Here is a 20,436-nt window from a genome sequence, read left to right on the forward strand (position 1 = left end):
CCGGGGACCCGCCGGTCAGGACAGTCCCGCCGCCTTCCGCTCCCACGCGGTCAGCGGCGGGCCGGCCAGGGGCGGCCGCAGCGGGCCCGCCACCGCCGCCAGCAGCACCGGCGGGGTCAGCAGGACGCCCGCGCCGCGCTCCAGCGACGTCACGTCGGTCACCCGGCGGGCCACCCGTCCGCTGCCGGTGGCGGTGTGCATGAGGCGGCCGACGTACGCGGCCAGCAGCCGGTCCGCGCGGGTCGGGCCCGCCTCGGTCGCGCCCGGATAGAACACGTCCTGCCCGACGGCCAGGCTCCACGCGGCCGCCGTCGGCCGGGCCACCGCCCGCTGGACGCGGCGCGCCAGCCCCGGCGCGTCCCAGCCGTGCCGGCGCACGGTCCGCCCGAGCAGCACCGCGCTCTGGGCGCCGACCGCCAGGCCGTGCCCGTAGAGCGGGTTGAACGCGGCGAGCGCGTCGCCGAGGACGGCGAACCCCTCCGGCCAGGCCGGTGCCCGCTCGTACAGCCGGCGCCGGTTGACGGTGGCCCGGGTGTGCGCGACGTCCGTCAACGGCTCGGCCCGTTCGATGAGTTCGCCGATGATCGGGTGGCGCAGCTCCTCCCGGGCGAAGCGGGCGAAGTCGGCGGCGTCCTTCGCGGGATGCCCGCCGCGGGTGCCGGAGAGGGTGACGATCCACCGGCCGTCCTCGACCGGCAGCAGGAAACCCGCCCGGCCGGGGCCGCCCGCGCGCGGGTCGGGCTGCACGTTGACGACCGGGAAGTGCTCCCGCGCGCCCTCGGGGGCGAGGAAGAGACGGCTGGCGTAGGCGAGCCCGGAGTCGACCTCGCGCCGCTCCGCCTCGGGCAGCCCGAGCCCGGAGAGCCACCGCGAGGCCCGGGAGCCCCGGCCGGTGGCGTCCACCACCAGGTCGGCGTCCAGGGTGTGCGCGGGACCGTGGTGCGGCCGGACGCGTACGCCGGTGACGGCGGCGGCGGTCCCCACGAGCCCGACCGCCTCGGTCCGCTCCACGACCTCGATCCGCTTCTCCTCCAGGACCCGGGCGCGGATCGTGGCGTCCAGCAGGTCGCGTCCGGCCAGCAGGACGTGGTGGGACTCGGCCCAGCGCCGGAACCAGCCGCGCGGCCCCATGATGACCATGTCGGAGGTGACCGGCAGCCGGTGGGCACCCGCCTCGCGCAGCCGCTCGCGGACGCCCGGCAGCAGCTCCTCGACCGCCCGGGCCCCGCCCGACCAGAGCATGTGGGCGTGGCGTGCCTGGGGCAGCCCGCTGCGGGGCTCGGCGCCCGCGGGCAGGGCGTCCCGCTCCACGACGACGACCCGGTCGGCGGTGTCGGCGAGGGCGGCGGCCGCGAGCATGCCGGTGTGCGATCCCCCCAGGACGACAGCGGTTCTGGCGGGGAGGGTGCGTTCTGTCATGCGGGGAGGTTCTCTCTGCCGGTGGACGACGCCCGGGCACGTACCGCCTCGATGTCCGAGCGGTGGCGCAGGGCCTGGGAGACGGCCTGGATCTCCTGGAGCAGGTAGGCGGTCTCGGGTCCGGAGGGGGTGGCGGCGCAGTCGATCCGCGGTGCCCGCTCCCGGGCCTCGACGGCGGCCAGCACCGTGACGCCCGCGGCCAGCGCCTTGGCCCGCCCGGCCGGGTGACCGAGGCCGAGGGCGGCGGCGTACGACCGCTCGCGCAGCTTCTCGTCCAGGTGCCGGGCGAGCTGGAGCAGCGCGTCGCGGATGAAGGTCTCGCGGCGGATCAGCCGCATCTCGGCGGTGGCGCGCGGCGTGCGGGGCGCCCGCCCGGCGTTGACCTGACGGGCCAGCAGGTACAGCGGCCGCAGCCGCCGGTGGGCGAGCCGGACCCGCCGGCGTTCGCGCAGGTACTGGCCGGAGTGCGGCAGGATGAAGCCGATCGCGACCAGGGTGGCCGACACGCACGCGGCCGTCGGCGCCAGGTCGGTGGAGAGCCGGTCCAGGTCGTGCCCGGTCAGCCGGGCGGTGACGGCGGTGAGCTTGGCCGCGCCGAAGAGCAGGTTCGAGGCGTAGCCGAAGCCCAACAGCCGCAGGCCCCAGCGCAGCCAGGCGTCCAGGCCGTCGGTGCGCACCCAGTTCCAGATCAGCCGGGCGGTGATCGAGGACGCCACGGTGTGCGCGGTCAGGTAGAGCAGGATGCTCTCCCGCATGAACGGCGTGGTGGCGTAGTACGTGTCCAGGTCGCGGCGGCGTTCCACGGGGACGTCGGCGAGGACGAAGAGCACCCACAGGGCGGCGACCACCCCGGCGTAGGCGAAGACGACCCACCGGGCCGTGCGGCGGGTGGCGGCCGAGCGGTCGGTCAGTCCGTTGCGCCAGGCCACGATGAGCAGCAGCCAGGACGCGCACAACGCGGTGAGCAGCGAGTACACCAAAGGGGCGGCGAGGTTGGGGACGCCGGTGATCCGGTTGGTCCAGCCGATGACCGCGGGGGAGGCGAAGACGAAGACGGCGCAGGCGAAGAGGAGCAGTCCGCCCACGGCCCGCAGCATCGGGTCCCGCCACAGCTTGACCAGGCTGGGCACCTTGATGACGAGGGCGACGGCCAGGGCCACGATGGGCAGCCAGAAGAGGGCCGAGATGCCGCCGACGCTGTCGGTGGCGTCGAGGGCCGCGCGCACGGGGGTCACCGCCGTCCGCTCCCCCCGCCGCGGTAGCCCAGGGACCGCTGCACCGGCCCCGGCGGCGGTACGGCCCGAGGGCCGGTGAGGTAGGGCCGCAGCGCCGCGGCCAGCCGGTGCCCGAAGCCGTCGGCGTCGGCCTCGTCGGCCTGCCGGGAGCCGTCCCGGGCCGCCACCCCCACGGCGGACTCCCGCCAGGTGGATCCGCCGGTCAGGACGTGCGCGGCGGCCTTTCCCGGCCCGTGGCGGTGCGCGTGCCCGGCGTGCAGATGCCACAGTTCGTGCCCGAGGATGACCAGTTGCTGCACCGCCTCGGCCCGCTGCTCCACGATGACCAGGTCGCGGTCGTGGAACTCCACCCACAGCCCGGTGACTTCCAGCTCGTCGGGGAACGCCTCGAAGCGCAGCTCCACCGGGCGCCCGCCGCGCCGCGCGGACATCTCCTCGCACAGCGCCCGGCACAACTCCTGGACCCCGTACGGGGGGCGGGGCCGCGCGCGGATGCTCTCGGCGAGATCGGTGGCCAGCCGGCGGGCGGACCGGCTCCGCGAGCGCCCCAGCAGCGCGGCGGCCCGGACCAGCCGCCCGCGTGCGCCGCCGATGTCCATCGCTCCCCCTTCTGGCCACCCGTCCGAAGTGCTCCGAGGTTACGCGTCACCGGCGCTCCGCGTCACGTGATCGCGGGTCCGTCCGTTCACTTCGCAACAATCACCGTTGCCCGCTTTCCTCCCGCAACCCCCGCGCTTTTCTCGCGCAACCCGTGCGCAACCCATTGACGCGTCCGGCGGACGACCCTACCGTCCCGTTCGCAGTTACGGGCGGTATTCGAAATTTCGAACGACGTGTGCCCGGGGTTGCCGGGTACGGACGGACAGATGGGGCAGGGCATGGGACGACCTGGCCTGGATCGCAGGCAACTCCTCGCCGGACTCGGCGGACTGACGGTCGCCGGAAGTTTCGGCTTCGCGGCGCTCGGAACCGGGGCCGACGCGCTCGCCTCCGGAGCGGACACCCGGGTGCGCTACTGGAACCTCTTCAGCGGCGGCGACGGCTACAACATGATCGCGATGCTGGACTCCTTCCGGAAGGACCACCCCGGCATCGACGTGAAGGACTCCACCCTCCAGTGGGGCAGCCCCTTCTACACCAAGCTCGCCATGGCCGCGGCGGGCAACCGCGCGCCGGACCTCGGCGTGATGCACCTGGGCCGGGTCACCGGCTTCTCACCCGGCCGCCTCCTGGACCCCTGGGACGTGGACCTGCTCGCGAAGTACGGCGTCCACGAGCGGGACTTCAGCCCCGAGCTGTGGAAGCGGGCCGTCATCGACGGCAGGCTCTACGCGCTGCCGCTCGACATCCACGTCCAGCTCTGCTTCTACCGCAGGGACGTGCTGAAGAAGGCGGGCCTGCTCGGCCCCGACGGCCGGATGGTCCCGGTGACCTCCGCCGACGAGTGGTTCGACGTGCTGAAGGAGGCCAAGAAGGCCACCAGGAAGGGGCTCCAGACCATCGGCCTGTGGGTCAACGACCAGAACTTCCAGTGGTGGTTCTTCGTCGCCTTCTACACCCAGCTCGGCGGCACCTGGTTCGACGCCGGCCACACCGAGGTCACCTTCGACACCGACAAGGCCACCCAGGTACTGGAGTTCCTGCGCCGGCACCTCACCGAGGGGTACGCGAACCCCGGCTTCGCGGGCGGCGCGGGCGCCGAGCAGTTCGTCAACGGCGGCCCCTTCGTCTGGGAGGGCAACTGGTCCGTGCCGGTCTTCGACAGCGCGAAAGTCGACTACGGCGCCACCCCGCTGCCACCCGTCTTCGGCAAGCGGGCCACCCACGCCGAGTCGCACTCCTTCGTCCTGCCCCACCAGGCCGACCGCGGCGGCCCCGCCAACGAGGGCGCCCACCGCCTCGCCGCCTACGTCGTCACCCACGCCCGGCAGTGGGCGGCCGGCGGCCACCTCCCCGCCCACACCCCGACCCTGTCCACGGCCGCGTACCGGGAGCTGGAACCGCAGAGCGAGTACGTCTCGGCCATGGACCACCAGGCCACCGAGCCCAAGGTGTGGTTCGCCGGGTCCACCGGCATCCTCGCCCAGCGCGTCGGCCCGATCGTCGTCTCCGCCACGCTGGGCTCCGCGAAGCCCGACGCCGCCGCCCGCCGGATGAGGAGCACCCTCACCCAGCTCCTCGCCGCGAAGAACCCGATGGACGGGAAGACCGCCGCCGAGGGAGGTGCCGCCGCATGACGACGACCAGCGCCGAGACCGTCCTGCGCCCCGCGCGCGCGACGACCGCCGCCGTGAGCACGACCGCCCGCCGCGGACAGGGCTTCCAGCACGGCGGCTGGTTCGTCGCCCCCTTCCTCGTCCTGTTCGCCCTCTTCGTGATCTGGCCGCTGCTGCGCGGCCTCTGGCTCAGCTTCACGGACGCCAACATCTCCGGCGACGCCGCGCACTTCGTCGGCCTGGACAACTACCGCGAGGCCCTGGACGACCCGCTGGTGTGGGACGCCCTCGGCCACAGCGCCTGGTTCACACTGCTCGTGGTGCCCTGCATCACCGTGCTCGCCTTCCTCCTCGCGCTGCTGGCCCACCACATCGAACGCGGGAAGTGGCTCTGGCGGCTCTGCTTCTTCCTGCCGTTCCTGCTGCCGTCCACCGTCGCCGCCAACCTCTGGCAGTGGCTCTTCAACCCCGGCACCGGCCTGGTCGACCACCTTTTCGGCATCGACACCGCGTGGCTCACCGACAAGTCGTACGCCATGCTCGCCGTCGTCGTCTGCACCCTGTGGTGGACGGCCGGCTTCAGTTTCCTGCTCTACCTCGCCGCCCTGCAGGGCATCCCCGCCCACCTCTACGAGGCGGCCAGACTGGACGGCGCGAACGCCTGGCACCGCACGGCGCACCTCACCCTGCCGATGCTGCGGAACATCACCGGCCTCGTGGTCGCCCTCCAGATCCTCGCCTCGCTCCAGGTCTTCGACCAGGCCGTCGTGATGCAGGACTTCGGCCCCGGACCGGAAGGGTCGACCCGCACCTTCGTGCAGTACACCCTCGAACAGGGCTTCACCAGCTACCGCGTGGGCTACGCCTCCGCCATCTCCATCATCTTCTTCGTCATCATCGCGGCCGTCGCCCTCGCGCGGATGTGGCTGCTGCGCAACCGTGAGGAGGGCGGCCGATGACCACCGCCGCAGCGCCGCGCAAGGAGCCGCGCAGGCCCTGGACGCCGAGCCAGATCGTCCTCACCCTGCTCGGCACGGCCGTCTCCCTGGTCTTCCTCTCCCCGCTGGCCTGGGCGTTGTTCACCTCCCTGAAGTCGGAGACCGAGGCGGTCGAGGTGCCGCCGCACTGGCTGCCGAAGGAGTGGACCGGCCAGGCCTGGTCGGCCATGCTGGAGTCCGGCAACCTCACCAACTGGTTCGTGAACTCCCTCGTCGTCTCCGTCTGCGTGACGACCGTGGTGGTGCTGGTGGCCTCGCTCGCCGGATACGGCTTCGCCCGCACCGAGTTCCGCGGCCGGGGCCCCCTGATGGGCCTGGTGATGGCCGGCCTCATGGTCTCCCCGGCCGTGCTCGGTGTCCCGCTGTTCACCACCGTGCAGCAGATGGGGATGGTCGACACCTACTGGGGCATGATCCTGCCGCAGTGCGCGCCCGCCGCGATGGTCTACATCCTCTACAAGTTCTTCCAGGGCGTCCCGCGCGAGCTGGAGGAGGCCGCCTTCATCGACGGCGCGGGCCGCTGGCGGGTCTTCTTCACGATCATCCTGCCGCTCTCCCGCCCCTCGCTCGCGGCGGTCGGCATCTTCACCTTCATCAGCTCGTGGAACAACTTCCTGTGGCCCTACATGGTGACCAACAACCCCGACCTGATGACCATGCCGAACGGCATCGCGACCGTCATGAACTCCTACGGCATCCAGTGGGCCCAGCTCATGGCCGGCGGCCTCATGGCGGGCCTGCCGCTGATCGTCGTCTTCGTCTTCTTCCAGCGCCAGATAGTGGCGGGCGTCGCCCACACGGGCCTCGCCGGCCAGTGACCGGCCGCGCACCCCGGACGGCGACCCCCCTCGAAAGGAACAGATGCGCACCGCCCGCTTCACCCTCGACCCCGCCTTCACCGTCGGCGAAGTCAACCCCCGCCTCTTCGGCTCCTTCGTGGAACACCTCGGCCGCTGCGTCTACACCGGCATCCACGAACCCGGCCACCCCACCGCCGACGAGGCGGGCCTGCGCCAGGACGTCCTGGAACTGGTCCGGGAACTCGGCGTCACCGCGATCCGCTACCCCGGCGGCAACTTCGTCTCCGGCTACAAGTGGGAGGACTCGGTCGGCCCCGCCGAGGACCGCCCCCGCCGCCTCGACCTCGCCTGGCGCTCCACCGAGACCAACCGCTTCGGCCTCTCCGAGTACATCGCCTTCCTGCGGAAGATCGGCCCGCAGGCCGAGCCCATGATGGCCGTCAACCTCGGCACCCGCGGCGTCGCCGAGGCCCTGGAACTCCAGGAGTACGCCAACCACCCGGCCGGCACCGCCCTCTCCGACCTGCGCGTCCACCACGGCGACAAGGACCCCTTCGGCATCCGCCTGTGGTGCCTGGGCAACGAGATGGACGGCCCCTGGCAGACCGGCCACAAGACCGCCGAGGAGTACGGCCGCGCAGCCGCCGAGACCGCCCGCGCCATGCGCCAGATCGACCCGGGCGTCGAACTCGTCGCCTGCGGCTCCTCCGGCCAGTCCATGGAGACCTTCGCCCAGTGGGAGGCGACGGTCCTGGAAGAGACGTACGACCTCGTCGACCTCATCTCCCTGCACGCCTACTACGAGCCGCTCGACGGTGACGTCGACTCCTTCCTCGCCTCCGCCGTGGACATGGAGTCGTTCATCGAGAACGTCGTCGCCACCTGCGACCACATAGGCGCCCGCCGCAAGTCCAGGAAGCGGATCAACCTCTCCTTCGACGAGTGGAACGTCTGGTACCTGTCCAGAGCCGACGCCCAGGTCGCCGCCCTGGACTGGCCCGAGGCGCCGCGCCTGCTGGAGGACAACTACAGCGTCACCGACGCCGTCGTCTTCGGCTCGCTCCTCATCGCCCTGCTGCGCCACGCCGACCGCGTCACCGTCGCCTGCCTCGCGCAGCTCGTCAACGTCATCGCCCCGATCATGACCGAGCCCGGCGGCCCCGCCTGGCGGCAGACCACCTTCTTCCCCTTCGCGCAGGCGTCGAAGCACGGCCGCGGCGAGGTCCTCGACGTCCGGGTGGACTCACCGACGTACCGGACGGAGAAGTACGGCGAGGCCGACCTGCTGCACGCCACCGCGGTGCGCGCCGAGGACGGCACGGTCACCGTCTTCGCCGTCAACCGCTCCCGCACCGGGGCGCTGCCGCTGGAGGTCACCCTCGGCGGCCTCGGCCTGACCGGAGTGGTGGAGCACAGCGCCCTCGCGGACGCCGACCCCGACGCCCGCAACACCCTCGCCGAGCCCGAGCGGGTCGTCCCGCACGAGGTGGCGGGCACCGCCCTGCGGGACGGCACCCTCACCGCCGCACTGGAACCGCTCTCCTGGAACGTGATCCGGCTGGCGTGACCACACCCGGGGGCGGCCGGGGGAGGCCGGTGGCCGGGGGCGGTCAGCGGCCGGGGGAGGCAACCGGTGCCACCGGTACCCCTCCGGCCGCCGCGCCCAGCGAGGTCAGCCGCACCGCGTCCGGCCCGGCCTGCGTCGTCCCGTCCGACAGCACCGCCAGCGCGAGGGTGTTGCCGCCCCGGGGCCGCAGGATGCCGTTGGGCAGCACGAAGGTGTGCTGGGCGCCGTCCCGGTCGTTGACGTACTGGCCCACGTTCCAGCCGTTCAGGAAGATCTGCGCGCGGTAGGCGCGGCGGGCGTCCCCGTCCGCCAGGACGAGCCCCACGGTCGCGTCGACCCGCGCGTCGAGGCCGAGCCGGAAGCCGGTCCGGTACCAGGTCTCGCCCTGCCGCCGGTCACCGCGCGGCAGCCGCACCGCCTCCCAGCCGCCGCCGTCGTCCCCGCCGTCGTCGTCCCCGGCGTCGTCGTCCGGGCCCGGCAGGTGCCAGCCCGCCCGCTCCCCGTGCAGGCCGCCGTTGTTGAGGGCCCCGCGCACCGGATCGGGCGCGGCGGCCCCCCGTATCCGCCACTCCGCCTTGGGCGCGGCCCCCTCGAAGGTGACCGCCGTCAGGCCGCGCGCCGTGCCGCGGTCGTCGTGCGGACCGGGCCGGACGAGCACGGCGAGCACGCCCTCGCCCCGGTCCGCGAACCGCCCGCGCACCCGCTCCGGAACGCGCAGGACCGTCTCCGCCTCGCCGTCCGTCCCCCGCCCGCCGCCCAGCGGCTCGCCGTCCAGCCAGGCCAGCACCAGGCCGTCCGGGCCCGTGCGGTGGGCGAGGGACAGGGCCCGCGGACCGGCGGCGCCGGTGAGCCGCGCCCGGTACCAGACGTCTCCGTAATGGCAGCCGTACGCGTCGGCGAACAGGACCGGCTGCCCCTCGGGCACGGAGGTCGGGCCGGCCGCGTCGGTGCGGTCGGCGGCCGTCCAGCCGGTGTCGTCGAAGTCCGGGTCCGACTCCGGATTCCCGTTCCGCCGCCGCCAGCCCGCCAGCGCGGGCAGGGACACGGCGGGCGCCCCCGGCAGCATGCCCTCGGCCAGCAGGCTGCCCGCCCGGCTGACCGACGTACGCGGCGCGCCGCCGTTCCAGGTGACGCCGGTCAGCCCGCGCGGCCCCCACACCTCAAGGCCGGTCGCGGTGGTGGTGTCGCCGGTGAGCCGGGCGGTGGCGCCGTCCAGCGCGGCGCCGCGCAGCAGCGTCGGACCGTAGACGAGGAGCTTGCCGGACGGGGTCTCGTACGGCCACAGCCGCAGCGAGGTCGCGTCGTCGGCGAAGAGCAGGATCAGTGTCCGGTCGGACCCGCCGCCCCGCACCGACACCCGGGACAGACCGCCGACGCCCAGCGGCACCGAGATGTTGAGCCGGCCGTGGTCGTACGCCCACGCCGCCTCCGCGTCCAGCCGCATGGTCTCCGGCTCGCTCGGGCAGTCAAGGACCACCTGGGCCAGTTCGCCGTGCCGGCCGGTGAAGACCGCGATGTCCTGCCGCCCCGCGCCGAGGAACATCATGGGCTGCGCGGTGGAGTACGCCAGTCTCCGCCGCCCGCCCATCGCCAGTCCGGTGACGAGCAGCTTGGTGTCGTGCGCGGCGACCGTCACCGGCGCCCCGACCGCCGTGCCCGGCAGGGTGGTGGAGACGTCCGCGCCGGAGTCGTTGCGCAGCACGTACACCTGGGTGCCGGTGTCGGGGTTGGCCAGGTGCCGCACGGTCACCCGGCGGTCCGCCGCCCGCACCCGCGCCGCCCTCGCCAGCCGGGCGAGGTCGGGCACCTGACGCACCAGGTGCCCGAACTGGTGCACCGGCGCGAGCCGTTCGGTGGGCCCGCGGCTCCCGTCGAAGACGGCCCCCGCGTCGTACGCCGTGGGCAGGGCGGGCGCGCCCAGCCACCCCATCGACACCCCGCCGAAGGCGAGCGAGCCCGCGGGCGTCACCGTCGCGCCGGCCAGCCCGGCCAGCCGCAGCCGCCGCTCCCCGGTGGCGCCGCCGGTCCGCCGCACCCCGGTGTCCCCGGTCGTCAGCGGTACGTCGATGCCGTCCGCCCGCACCCGGTCGCGGACGTGCGCCGCGAGGGCGCGGGCGTCGGCCGACTCCCCGGCCCCCTCCAGCCGGTAGAGCAGGACCGTGCCCGCGCCCCGGGTGTACAGGTGCGCGCGGGCGGTCGCGTTCACGCGGGCCAGCCACGCGTCGGCGTGCCGCAGGTAGGCGGGGTCGGTCGTCCGGGGCACGGCGCCGGTCGCCGTCAGCCAGCCCGGCAGGCCGCCGCCGTCGAGGTCCGCGCCGAGGTGGGGGCCGGGCCGCAGCACCACGTACAGACCCGCCCCGGCGGCCGTGCGCAGGAACAGGTCCAGGTCGCGCACGCCGGTGAAGTCGTACGTGTCCGGCGCGGGGGAGTGCACGTTCCACGGGACGGGCACCTCGACCGCGTTGTAGCCGTGCGCCCGCATCTTCTCCAGCGCGTCCCGCCACAGGGAGGGGCTCGGCAGCCGGAAGGGGTGCAGTTCACCGGAGCAGAGCACCAGGCGCCGGCCGTCGACCAGCAGCGAGTACCGGTCCCGGCCGATCTCGTGCCGGGACCCGTCGGCGGCGGGCGGCGCGGGCGCCCGACCCGTGGGCACCGTCCGGTCCCCGGCCGGGTCGGGCGCCGCGCCACTGCTCCCGCCGCCGAGCACCAGGGCGAGGCCGGTGCTGCCGGCGAGGGCGCTGAAGGTACGTCTGGTCAGCTCCAAGGCGGAGCGCCTCCCATCGAGCGCCTCCTGCCGGCGCGGGTTCATGCGTTGTTCATGTGCGGGCCCATTCTGTACAGCGGACCCCCGAATGGTCATATGAGCAGTTGAGAGGGGGTGTGTGACGGCTCCCGGCTCTCAGGTCCCGCTCAGATTGGTGTCCTAGCATCGCAGCCGCTTTCCCTGCCAGTCCGATGGGGAAGCGGCGGAAGCGCGCAACGCGACATCGACGACGACGGCGGGACCACCATGCGCACGCTGACACTGCTCGCCCTCGCGGGCCTCGGGGCCCAACTGGTCGACGGCAGCCTCGGCATGGCCTACGGCGTCACCTCCACCACGCTGCTGCTGGCGATGGGCACCAACCCGGCCGCCGCCTCCGCCACCGTCCACCTCGCGGAGATCGGCACCACGCTGATGTCGGGCGCCGCGCACTGGCGGTTCGGCAACGTGGACCGCAAGGTCGTCCTGAGGATCGGCGTCCCGGGTGCGGTCGGCTCCTTCCTCGGCGCGACCGTCCTGTCCCGCCTCTCCACCGGGGTCGCCGAGCCGGTGATGTCCCTGATCCTGCTCGGCCTCGGCCTGTACGTCATGTCCCGCTTCACCCTGCGCGGCCTGCCCGAGGACCGCCTCGGCAAGCCGCCGCGGAAACGGTTCCTGGCCCCGCTGGGCGTGGTCGCGGGCTTCCTCGACGCCACCGGCGGAGGCGGCTGGGGCCCGGTCGGCACACCGGCCCTGCTGGCCGGCGGCCGGATGGAACCCCGCAAGGTGATCGGCTCCATCGACACCAGCGAGTTCCTGGTGGCCGTCGCCGCGAGCGCCGGCTTCCTCTTCTCCCTCGGTTCCCAGGGCATCGAGTGGACCTGGGTACTGGCCTTCCTCCTCGGCGGCCTGATCGCCGCCCCCGTCGCCGCCTGGCTGGTCCGCCTGGTCCCGCCCCGGGTCCTCGGTTCGGCGGTCGGCGGCGTCATCGTCGTCACCAACGTCCGCACCCTCCTCGACAGCGACCGGGCGGGCCTGTCGGGCCCGCTCGCGGTGTGCGTGTACGTCGCGCTGTACGCGCTGTGGGCGGCGGCGGTGACGTACTCGGTACGGGCACACCGCCGGGAACGGGCGGCGCGGGCGGCGCGGACGGCGCCGGCGGCGGCCGCGCAGGACGAGGCGCGGGGGCAGCGGGTCGGCGGCTGAACGACGCCGCCGGTGCCGGTGTCACCTCACCGGTGCCGCCGACCCGGCCTGGGCGAGCAGTTCGCCGTAGACCTCCGCCGCGATCTCCTCGAACGCCCGCTCCTCGCCGTCGCGGACCCAGCGGGTGAACGCGACGCCGAAGACCGCGACCCCGGTCTGTGCCGCCACGGTGGCCGCGAGGTCGTCGACGCCCCGCGCGCGGAGGGTGTCGGTGAGCGTCGTGCCGAGGTCGGCCAGTTTGCGCAGTTCGCGTTCCTGGAGGGCGGGGTTCTCGTCGATCACCGTCTTACGGATACGGGAGTGCGGGCGGCGTTCCGCCGGGAAGAAGGCCGCCGCGGACCGCAGGGCACGGGCGACGGCGTCGAGCGGGGACGCCTCGGACGGCGCGCCGCGCGCGCCCTCCAGCAGCGCCTCGGCCAGCAGGTGCTGCCCGTGGAAAAGAACCTCGCGCTTGTCGGTGAAGTGCCGGAAGAACGTCCGCTCGGTCAGGCCGACGGACTGGGCGATCTCCGTGGCGGTCGTGCGCTCGTAGCCGCGGGTCGCGAACAGTTCCAGTGCGGCCGCCTGCAGTCGTGCCGCGGTTCCGGGTTGCCATCTCGCCATGGCACAGGAGTGTAGTGATGACAGCGACTGACGTCGCGGCGTACAGTGATGTCTGTAACTGACGTCAGTCACAGACATCACTTCCGGGTGCCTGAGCTGCATGAGAGATCACGAGGAGCACGTCATGCGCGTTTTCGTCACCGGGGCCTCCGGCTGGATCGGCTCCGCCGTCGTCGACGAACTGCTCGCCGCGGGTCACGAGGTCACCGGACTGGCCAGGTCCGACGCCTCGGCCGCGGCGCTGGCGGCCAAGGGTGTCCGGGTCCGGCGCGGTGACCTCGACGACCCGGACGGCATCCGGGCCGGGGCCGGGGCCGCCGAGGCCGTCGTCCACCTGGCCAACAAGCACGACTTCGCGGACCAGGCCGCGAGCAACGCCGCCGAGCGGGCCGCCGTGCGGGCCGTCTGCGACGCGCTCGCCGGGAGCGGCCGGCCGTTCCTGCTCGCGTCCGGGGTCGCGGGCCTCGCGCGGGGGCGGCTCGCGACCGAGGACGACCCGTCCCCGGCCCACGGCCCCCACTCGCCGCGCGGCGGCACGGAGAACCTCGCCCTGGAGTTCGTCGAACGCGGCGTGCACAGCGTGAGCCTGCGCTTCGCGCCCACCGTGCACGGGATGGACGACCACGGGTTCGTCTCGATCCTCACCGGGGTGGCCAGGGACAAGGGTGTCTCCGCCTACCCCGGCGACGGCGCCAACCGGTGGGCCGCGGTGCACGTGAGCGACGCCGCCCGCCTGGTCCGCCTCGCCCTGGAGAAGGCGCCGGCCGGCTCCCGGCTGCACGCCGTCGCGGAGGAGGGCGTCCCCACGCGTGCGATCGCGCGGGCCATCGGCCGTGCCCACGGCCTGCCCGTCGCGTCCCTCCCCGCCGGGGAGGTTCAGGACCACTTCGGCTGGATCGGCGGCTTCTTCACCATGGACGCCGCCGTGAGCAGCGCCAGGACCCGCGAACTGCTCGGCTGGACGCCCACCGGGCCGACCCTGCTGGAGGACATCGACGCGGGGGCGTACGGGCGGCGCTGACACCCGTCGCGGGCGGGCGCGGGCCCAAGCGGCTCCGGGCCCGGACCGGCGCTACGGCCGGGGCTGTCGTACTCCCTGGAGGAGCAGGTCGATCAGCCGGCGGGGGTCGTAGCGGGGGTCGTCGGTCCCGCCGACGCAGAGGTTGCCGATGCCGCGCATCAGCTCGTAGGGCCGGATGCCGGGCCCGATCTCGCCGGCTGCGGCGGCGGCGTCGAGCAGGTGCGTGGCCACGGGCTGCAGACGGTCGACGAAGTACGTGTGCAGCGCGGCGAAGCGGGTGTCGTCGGACCGCATGGCGTCGGCCAGCCCGTGCTTGGTGACCAGGAAGTCGACGAACTGGTCGATCCACCGGCGCAGTGCCGCGAACGGGGTGTCCGCGTCGGCCAGCAGGGCCGGTCCGGCCTCGGCGAGCGCCTCGACCTGATGGTGGTAGACGGCGGTGACCAGGTCCGCCCGGGTCGGGAAGTGCCGGTAGATCGTCCCTATCCCGACGCCCGCCTCGGCCGCGATCTCGCGGATCGGCGCGTCGACGCCGGAGGCGACGAACACCTTGGCGGCGGCGGCCAGCAGCTTCTGCTGGTTGCGTACCGCGTCGGCGCGCCTGCCGGGGCCCGGCGCCTGCCCGGACCGCTCCGCTGCGACCACCGTGCTCTCCCTCCGACGAACGACTGGTGCAAGAACCGGAACCATACTCCGCTTGCTAACCGGAACGCTGTTCCGTATCGTAAGCGGAGCAAGGTTCCGCTTACCGGTCCCGTTTCCCAGGGGAGCACCACTCATGTCCGACCCGACCACCGCCACCGCAGCCGCAGCCGTCGGCTCTCCCGCCCCGACCCTGTCCTTCAGCCCGCTGGTGCTGCCCGTGCCCGGCCGCCACGTGCCCCTCCACATACGGGTCACCGCGCCCGCGACCGGCGGCGACCTGCCCGTCATCCTCCTGTCCCACGGGCAGGGCAACGCCAACCACCTCTCCTCGCTCGACGGTTACGCGCCGCTCGCCCAGCCGTGGGCCGCCGCCGGGTTCGTCGTCGTCCAGCCCACCCACCTCAGCTCCAAGTCGCTGAGCCAGGCACTCGCCGGCCTTCCCGGCGGCCCCTTCTTCTGGCGCTCGCGCGCCGAGGACATGAGCCACGTCCTGGACCGTCTCGACCTGATCGAGCAGGCGGTGCCGCAGCTCGCCGGGCGGATCGACCACGACAGCGTCGCCGTCGCCGGACACTCCTTCGGCGGCTTCACCGCGAGCCTCCTGCTGGGCGCCCGCACCGTCGACCCCGACACGGGCGAGGAGGTCGACCAGTCCGACCCGCGGATCAAGGCGGGCGTGCTGCTGGCCGCGCCCGGCCGGGGCGGCGACGCCCTGCACAAGCCGATGGCCGAGGCGATGCCGTACCTGAGGGACATCGACTACTCCACGATGACCACGCCCGCGCTGATCGTCGCCGGTGACAAGGACGACTCCACGCACTTCACCGACCTCGGCCCGGACTGGCACGCCGACCCCTACCACCTCGCGCCCGCCCCCAAGACCCTGCTCACCGTGTTCGGCGGGGAGCACCTCCTCGGCGGCATCCACGGCTACGACGCCTACGAGACCACCGACGAGAGCCCCGCCCGGGTCGCCGCGATCGCCCGGCTCGGCGCGGCCTACCTCCGCACCCGCTTCCACGCCGGCGACGACGCCTGGCGGACGGCCCAGGACGGGCTGACGACCGGTCCGGACGCGATCGGCCGGATCGACGCCAAGGGGGGTGCCGTCAACTAACGGCGAACCCGGTGAAAGGAAACCCGCCAGTGTACGCGTTCTCCAGCCACAGCGGCCGGCCGCCGTCCGACTCGGCCGTCAAGGTGCCCCGGTAGACCGCGGCCGCGTACCGCGACGTCGGCCGACGCCATCGCGCGCCTGCTCGGCCGGCGCTGAGCGAACTCGGGCGAGTGCCTCCCTTGCCCGGCCACCTCCCTGCCAGCGGACGGCCGCGGACCTCAGGCAGCAGATCCTGTCCGGACAGCGTCGGCCAAGCGAGAGGCTGCCCTCCGGACGCGGCCTCCAGGAGCTGTACGCGATCGCTGGCGGCGCCGCGCCTACTGCGCGCCGAAGGGCTGCGGTCGATGCCAGCCTGGCGTTTGTTCCGAGAATGCCTGACTTCGGAGCGTGCTTCAGGCCTACGATGGGAACTCGGACCGGGGAGGCGGCAATGGACAGGCCACACAATGGACCTGACGCGATCCGGCACAGGCCTGACTATCCGCCGAAGACTTCTCCACCGCCGAAGAAACCGCCGTCTCCGCCGCCGCCCGACCCGCCGCGCAGTGAACTCCTAGCAGGGCTCCCCGTACCACAGCGCGCCGGCCGCGCCGGGCATCCCGTCATGCGCAACCGTCGGGGCGCATCATGGACGCTTGAAGCCTCACCATGGGCGCCGGGCAGGGCATCTGTCCATGTGACGGACCAGTTGGCCACATGGGGTATGACCGCCCCTCCATCACTCGATGAGATGGTGCGGCTCCTGACGACCACTGTCGCGGCCGACGGCGGCCGCCGCATCAGCATCCACCTCTCTGAGCAGAACAGCATGGCCCTCGTCTTGTGCCTTAGCCATCAGCAGGCCCGGACCAACAAAGCAGCAGATGTGCTGAGCGGCCTGCGTGACCTCGGAGCGGACAGCTGCGGCACCGAGATGACCGCCGAGGGGAGGCAGGTATGGGCGCTCCTGCCTGTCCGTACCACTGTCCCCGCCGCGACGGGACATACGGCTTGAGGGAGCTCGCTGCTGCTCCGCTGCCCTGACCGTTCAGGGCGGTCCTGGCGGACTGGCTCAGCGGCGGAGCCCGGTTGGCGGATCTTGAGGGTGATAGTCGGCGGATCGTGCCACTGCCCCCAAGCGCATCCCCGCAGGTGAGGAGCTGGCCGCCCGGACCGTTCACCGCCTCGCCGAGCGCCAGGTAGAGGCCCGGTTCGTCGGTGACGTGCCGGCCGTCGAGTTCGTAGCGGTGACCGGATGGCCGGTCACGGTGGGATCGTCGGCAGGCCCGCTCTCGGACGAGGTCATGCCAGGCCCCGCGGCGGCGGGCATCAAGGCCGACCCAACCGTTCACGGTGTTTGGCGGCCCAGCGAGCCACCGCTCCCAGATGGGCCGGGCGTATTCGGGAACGGGTGTGAAGCCGCCCCCGTCGAGTTCCAGGTCGATCAGGCCCGCCCCGCGGGAGGACGGGCGCCAGCCGCTGACCGTGGCCCACAACAGCCGATCAGTAAGCAGTTCACCTCGGCTGTCGCGCATCTCCAGAGCGGCTTCCTCCAGATCCAGCGCCCGCCGGGTGCCCTTCCTCAGCGCCACCCTCAGCTGATCACTCTGCGCGAGCCCCCGGAGGACAAGCGAGGGCTGCGCCCGCTCGGGTGACAGGATTCGGGCGAATTCACGGCAGGATCCCAGCCAGCGGTGCCCGTCGTGCACGCGAACACGGCCCCTGTGCCCCTCGGGCGGACCTTCACAGTCGTCCAGGCCGGTGAGCAAGAGACTGTCCGTCCCGGGGACCTGCCCCGAACTCTCCACGTCCTCCAGCAGCCAGGCGTCGAGCGCCTCGTCATCCGGCACCAGCCACACCCGGCTGCCGACCCAAGCAGGTACGCCGGATTCCTCCGGAACCCAGCCGAACAGCTCGTACGTGCCGCGCTGGGATTCTCCGAACAGTCCCTCCGCCTCGGTGCAGACGCCCCAGACCTGGTCGTCCTCCGTCCCGGTCAGCGTGTACCGCGCGTATCCGCGCTCGTTCTGGTCCCCATGCACAGCCGAAATCTGCCCTGCCCGCGTTCAGACTGCCGGGAATCCGTAGCCGCCTGTCAGACCGCCCGCCTGGACTCGGATCATGCCCACTTCTCCCCCGGCCTCGAGTCCGCTGCGGTCTGCCGAGGAGTTGGACGCCGCGATCCGTGCCCTGTTCTCACACAGGGATGCGCGGCTGTCGGATGTGCAGCGGGCCGAGTACCGGCGGCTGCTGGACGAGCTGCGGCAGGTCGAACAACGGGACGTGACAGCGGCGGCGTGACCCTTGCGCCTTCTTGCGGCAGTCACCGGAAATGCCTGACCAGATCGGCTACAGGCTTTCCCGAGCCTTTCGCACCGTCGCGGCGAGAGCTTCACGGCGCTGGTCGTCCTCGCGGATGATTCCCCCGACCTGCATCTCGGAGCGGCTGAATGGTGGCGGGCATTCGGTCCCCTTCGGGTGGGTCGTGACAACCTGACGCACCTATTAATGCCCCCCTTAGTTTAGTGTTAACGGGGACGTTAGAAGTGGGCGCGGCGCCGAATTGGAACTGTTGACAAAGGCCGCCGTCCGCTACCCAGAAGCTGACTGACCAGGCTTTTTCCTGCTACCAGGAAGGGGCGCGGGGAGACGACAAGGAGGCCCTGGAAGCCCGCTGGCAGGAGGTTCAGGAAAAGCTCCGCCAGTTCGTGGAACAGCGTCTGGCCATATCGGAGCTGTTCCGCTGACTGTCCCGTCCACGACGCTCAAGCCTGGCCGCTACTGGGCGGCATGGAACCTCACTACTTGTGGTACGGCTGATTTCTCGTTCTTCCATATATAGAAGGAGTCACCCATCGCGACAGCGAATTTCTGCATGCCCGGTATTCCCTTCACGCGAGCCTGGTACCTGGGATCCCAGACGACCCTTCCGGAAACCGTCAGTCAGACGAACGCGAGTGCGCTAGCCGACCATGACATCCCGATTATATCTCTGGCCTACGTCTAAGTCGTGAGCGCGCGGATAAGCACGTAGTGTCACTGCCCCTTCAACACCTTGAATATTGCGTCAATGTTCGGCGTGCCCAGAAAGGTGAATGCGGCAACGGCAAGAGTGACCATCACACCCCAGTAGGCCGCCCATGTACTTTTCCGGTACACCTCCTTGCGGGCATACTTCGAGGCTATAAAGAAAAGGGCCGTCGGGCCAAGGAGTGTCAGCGAAAGAAGGGTCTTCTGAGCGGTCGAAAGGTGTGGAGTTTCATCGGACGGGTCGACTCCCATGACTCGCAATGTTTTTATGAAAAGAACACCGCCGCAAACTAGCCCGAGTGCTCCCCACGCGAGATCGAAAAATTCAGACGACGCACTTTCATCTTCCTTCTCGCTACCATTCGCGTCTTCCTCATTGCTATCCGCCACCCGCCTACCCTCCCATTTCGGCGCACCGGAAGCGTCGATTGTACCGGTCATGCGCATGCCATGCAACGGGCCCACGCACGATCTGGGCGACACCCTCCTTATGCCCTCAAGGAGCCCAATGCCCCTTTTTGATTTCTTCTCCTACTCGGTCCTACTGGTAACCGTCGTAGCCGCTGCCGTGGTCATTCTCACCGCTTTCCGGACGAATACCGCTCGGGTTTGGAAGGAAGAAGCCGAATCTCAAAAGGCCTGCGATGACCGCCTAGAAGCGGATCTCACCGAGATCAATATGACTGCCGACCAGTTTGTTACCGCTCTCAAGGCCGAGGGCCTCGGCGTCTCTGAGATGCCTGGCTGGCGGACGAACAACCGCAACAGCATCAAGGCTTGGGGGCCAGGTTCACCGCGATAAGCGGCATGACGGAATGCACCCGTTCAACGAAGCGATCCTGACCGAGAGCGGCGGCCGAATGCCGCAGCCCAGCGAGTGGCGGATCTTCGTCCTCTTCGGCGTGCTGATCCTGGCTGGCCTCATCTCCAAGGCGCTGTACCTGCTCCACCCCCGAAAGCCAGAAGGGCCACAGACCGACGGCCATGGTGCCCGAGCCGCTTCCCGGAAAGGGCACCGTCGGCTCGTACCCCGCAGCATGCAGCTCCGCCTCAGCCTCCGCTGCGCGCCGCCTGCAATTGCAGATGACTCCCTTACGCAGGTCGGACAGCCGCTTCTTGTCATCCCGCCCGCAATGCCGACACTTCATACGCCAGGAGAGGACGGCGCTGTCCGGGTAGGGCTCCAGCGGCGCGAACCCGGCCTTCTTCACCTTGTCCCGAGCGCTCGCCGCGGTCATCTGCCTGTGGGAGCAGTGATGCCCGACGCGGATGCGGTTCAAGGTCACCGATCGCTCGAAGCCGCATGTGGCGCACTTGACCGGCCAAGAGTCGAGGACGCGACCCGGGTAGGGGACCAAGGGCTCGTAGCCCGTTGCCGCACTAAGCTCCGCCGCAGCCTCTTCCGGCGACGTCTGTGGGGGGCCATGGACATCCGTTCGCCTACGCCTCTCGCCCTGACGCCGCTTCTTTGACGATCCGCTCACCCGCGCCCGGCTGCTGCACGTACCAGTCGTAAGGCACGACGACCGACTTCGGCTTTCCGTCGCCGGCCTCGACCAACTTGTGCTCCGACGGCAGTTTCCGACGGCGCGGCACACCGTACTTGCGGGCGATCAGCCGCACCACTCTGGAGACGTTCCTCGCTCTACTCCTGGGCGAGGTGCGGGATGCGATCGCGGCGAAGGAGCGGCAGGAGGCCGAGCAGCAGCGAGGTGAGGCCGCGCGGCCGGCGCCGCCGGACTGGCTGCTGGAGGCCGGGTTCAACCGCGACTCACCGCCCGTCCAGGCCCCCGGCGGCTGCTGGAACAAGGGCAAGCGGCGCCACGGCATCAGCAGGGACGAAGCAGGCGGGCGCTC

19 protein-coding genes are annotated in these 20,436 nt (G+C 71.9%); 9 read left to right on the forward strand and 10 right to left on the reverse strand.

Annotation, left to right across the window (positions count from 1 at the left end):
- Nucleotides 1-15 precede the first annotated feature (15 nt).
- Genes ABEB00_RS10555 through ABEB00_RS10565 form a run of 3 tightly spaced genes read right to left on the reverse strand, consistent with a single transcriptional unit; the run spans nucleotide 16 to nucleotide 3,253 of the window.
- A complete protein-coding gene (locus ABEB00_RS10555) occupies nucleotides 16-1,419 on the reverse strand; it encodes an NAD(P)/FAD-dependent oxidoreductase (protein ID WP_345619010.1) in 1,404 nt (467 codons plus the stop codon).
- Complete coding sequence (locus tag ABEB00_RS10560) at nucleotides 1,416-2,654, reverse strand: MAB_1171c family putative transporter (protein WP_345619012.1); 1,239 nt, start codon at nucleotides 2,652-2,654, stop codon at nucleotides 1,416-1,418. Before ABEB00_RS10560 ends, ABEB00_RS10555 begins: the two co-directional genes overlap by 4 nt.
- Entirely contained in the window at nucleotides 2,651-3,253 is a 603-nt protein-coding gene (locus ABEB00_RS10565; protein ID WP_345619013.1) for a toxin-antitoxin system, toxin component family protein, read from the reverse strand. Before ABEB00_RS10565 ends, ABEB00_RS10560 begins: the two co-directional genes overlap by 4 nt.
- A 279-nt stretch (nucleotides 3,254-3,532) precedes the next feature.
- Here ABEB00_RS10565 and ABEB00_RS10570 point away from each other — a divergent pair, with 279 nt between their 5' ends.
- Genes ABEB00_RS10570 through arfA form a run of 4 tightly spaced genes read left to right on the forward strand, consistent with a single transcriptional unit; the run spans nucleotide 3,533 to nucleotide 8,235 of the window.
- A complete protein-coding gene (locus ABEB00_RS10570) occupies nucleotides 3,533-4,891 on the forward strand; it encodes an extracellular solute-binding protein (RefSeq protein ID WP_345619014.1) in 1,359 nt (452 codons plus the stop codon).
- Nucleotides 4,888-5,829 (forward strand): carbohydrate ABC transporter permease, encoded by a 942-nt coding sequence (locus ABEB00_RS10575; protein WP_345619016.1) that lies wholly within the window; start codon nucleotides 4,888-4,890, stop codon nucleotides 5,827-5,829. The genes ABEB00_RS10570 and ABEB00_RS10575 overlap by 4 nt, the downstream gene beginning before the upstream one ends.
- On the forward strand, nucleotides 5,826-6,686 hold the full coding sequence (locus ABEB00_RS10580; RefSeq protein WP_345619018.1) for a carbohydrate ABC transporter permease: 861 nt from the start codon (nucleotides 5,826-5,828) through the stop codon (nucleotides 6,684-6,686). The genes ABEB00_RS10575 and ABEB00_RS10580 overlap by 4 nt, the downstream gene beginning before the upstream one ends.
- A gap of 43 nt (nucleotides 6,687-6,729) precedes the next feature.
- A complete protein-coding gene (arfA, locus tag ABEB00_RS10585; protein ID WP_345619019.1) occupies nucleotides 6,730-8,235 on the forward strand; it encodes an arabinosylfuranosidase ArfA in 1,506 nt (501 codons plus the stop codon).
- A gap of 43 nt (nucleotides 8,236-8,278) precedes the next feature.
- Here the strand turns inward: arfA and ABEB00_RS10590 are convergent, their stop codons facing one another.
- Nucleotides 8,279-10,999, reverse strand: coding sequence for a beta-galactosidase (locus ABEB00_RS10590; protein ID WP_345619020.1), 2,721 nt, complete (start codon nucleotides 10,997-10,999; stop codon nucleotides 8,279-8,281).
- Between the two features lie 246 nt (nucleotides 11,000-11,245).
- On the opposite strand from ABEB00_RS10590, the gene ABEB00_RS10595 reads away from it, so the two are divergent.
- Complete coding sequence (locus ABEB00_RS10595; RefSeq protein ID WP_345619021.1) at nucleotides 11,246-12,184, forward strand: sulfite exporter TauE/SafE family protein; 939 nt, start codon at nucleotides 11,246-11,248, stop codon at nucleotides 12,182-12,184.
- A gap of 21 nt (nucleotides 12,185-12,205) precedes the next feature.
- Here the strand turns inward: ABEB00_RS10595 and ABEB00_RS10600 are convergent, their stop codons facing one another.
- Nucleotides 12,206-12,787 (reverse strand): TetR/AcrR family transcriptional regulator, encoded by a 582-nt coding sequence (locus ABEB00_RS10600; RefSeq protein WP_345619022.1) that lies wholly within the window; start codon nucleotides 12,785-12,787, stop codon nucleotides 12,206-12,208.
- Nucleotides 12,788-12,911: 124 nt separating this feature from the next.
- On the opposite strand from ABEB00_RS10600, the gene ABEB00_RS10605 reads away from it, so the two are divergent.
- Nucleotides 12,912-13,808, forward strand: coding sequence for an SDR family oxidoreductase (locus ABEB00_RS10605; protein ID WP_345619023.1), 897 nt, complete (start codon nucleotides 12,912-12,914; stop codon nucleotides 13,806-13,808).
- 51 nt (nucleotides 13,809-13,859) lie between these two features.
- Here ABEB00_RS10605 and ABEB00_RS10610 read toward each other — a convergent pair whose 3' ends face one another.
- Nucleotides 13,860-14,453, reverse strand: coding sequence for a TetR/AcrR family transcriptional regulator (locus tag ABEB00_RS10610; RefSeq protein ID WP_345619024.1), 594 nt, complete (start codon nucleotides 14,451-14,453; stop codon nucleotides 13,860-13,862).
- Between the two features lie 133 nt (nucleotides 14,454-14,586).
- Between ABEB00_RS10610 and ABEB00_RS10615 the strand changes: the two genes are divergently transcribed.
- Nucleotides 14,587-15,570, forward strand: a complete 984-nt coding sequence (locus tag ABEB00_RS10615) for an alpha/beta hydrolase family protein (protein WP_345619026.1) — start codon at nucleotides 14,587-14,589, stop codon at nucleotides 15,568-15,570.
- Between the two features lie 827 nt (nucleotides 15,571-16,397).
- Here ABEB00_RS10615 and ABEB00_RS10620 read toward each other — a convergent pair.
- Nucleotides 16,398-17,591 carry a hypothetical protein gene (locus tag ABEB00_RS10620; protein WP_345619028.1) on the reverse strand — a complete coding sequence of 398 codons (1,194 nt, stop codon included), beginning with the start codon at nucleotides 17,589-17,591 and terminating at the stop codon, nucleotides 16,398-16,400.
- A gap of 79 nt (nucleotides 17,592-17,670) precedes the next feature.
- On the opposite strand from ABEB00_RS10620, the gene ABEB00_RS10625 reads away from it, so the two are divergent.
- Nucleotides 17,671-17,850 (forward strand): hypothetical protein, encoded by a 180-nt coding sequence (locus ABEB00_RS10625; RefSeq protein ID WP_345619030.1) that lies wholly within the window; start codon nucleotides 17,671-17,673, stop codon nucleotides 17,848-17,850.
- Nucleotides 17,851-18,585: 735 nt separating this feature from the next.
- Here ABEB00_RS10625 and ABEB00_RS10630 read toward each other — a convergent pair.
- Nucleotides 18,586-19,020: a hypothetical protein gene (locus ABEB00_RS10630; protein ID WP_345619032.1), complete on the reverse strand. Its 435-nt coding sequence runs from the start codon at nucleotides 19,018-19,020 to the stop codon at nucleotides 18,586-18,588.
- A 67-nt stretch (nucleotides 19,021-19,087) separates the two neighbouring features.
- On the opposite strand from ABEB00_RS10630, the gene ABEB00_RS10635 reads away from it, so the two are divergent.
- Nucleotides 19,088-19,381, forward strand: coding sequence for a hypothetical protein (locus ABEB00_RS10635; RefSeq protein ID WP_345619033.1), 294 nt, complete (start codon nucleotides 19,088-19,090; stop codon nucleotides 19,379-19,381).
- Here ABEB00_RS10635 and ABEB00_RS10640 read toward each other — a convergent pair.
- Both ABEB00_RS10640 and ABEB00_RS10645 read right to left on the reverse strand, forming a co-directional pair.
- Complete coding sequence (locus tag ABEB00_RS10640; RefSeq protein ID WP_345619034.1) at nucleotides 19,350-19,817, reverse strand: hypothetical protein; 468 nt, start codon at nucleotides 19,815-19,817, stop codon at nucleotides 19,350-19,352. The genes ABEB00_RS10635 and ABEB00_RS10640 overlap by 32 nt on opposite strands.
- A gap of 202 nt (nucleotides 19,818-20,019) precedes the next feature.
- Entirely contained in the window at nucleotides 20,020-20,205 is a 186-nt protein-coding gene (locus tag ABEB00_RS10645; protein ID WP_345619035.1) for a hypothetical protein, read from the reverse strand.
- Nucleotides 20,206-20,436 lie beyond the last annotated feature (231 nt).

Source organism: Streptomyces ziwulingensis (assembly GCF_039542605.1).
Taxonomy (GTDB): Bacteria; Actinomycetota; Actinomycetes; order Streptomycetales; family Streptomycetaceae; genus Streptomyces; species Streptomyces ziwulingensis.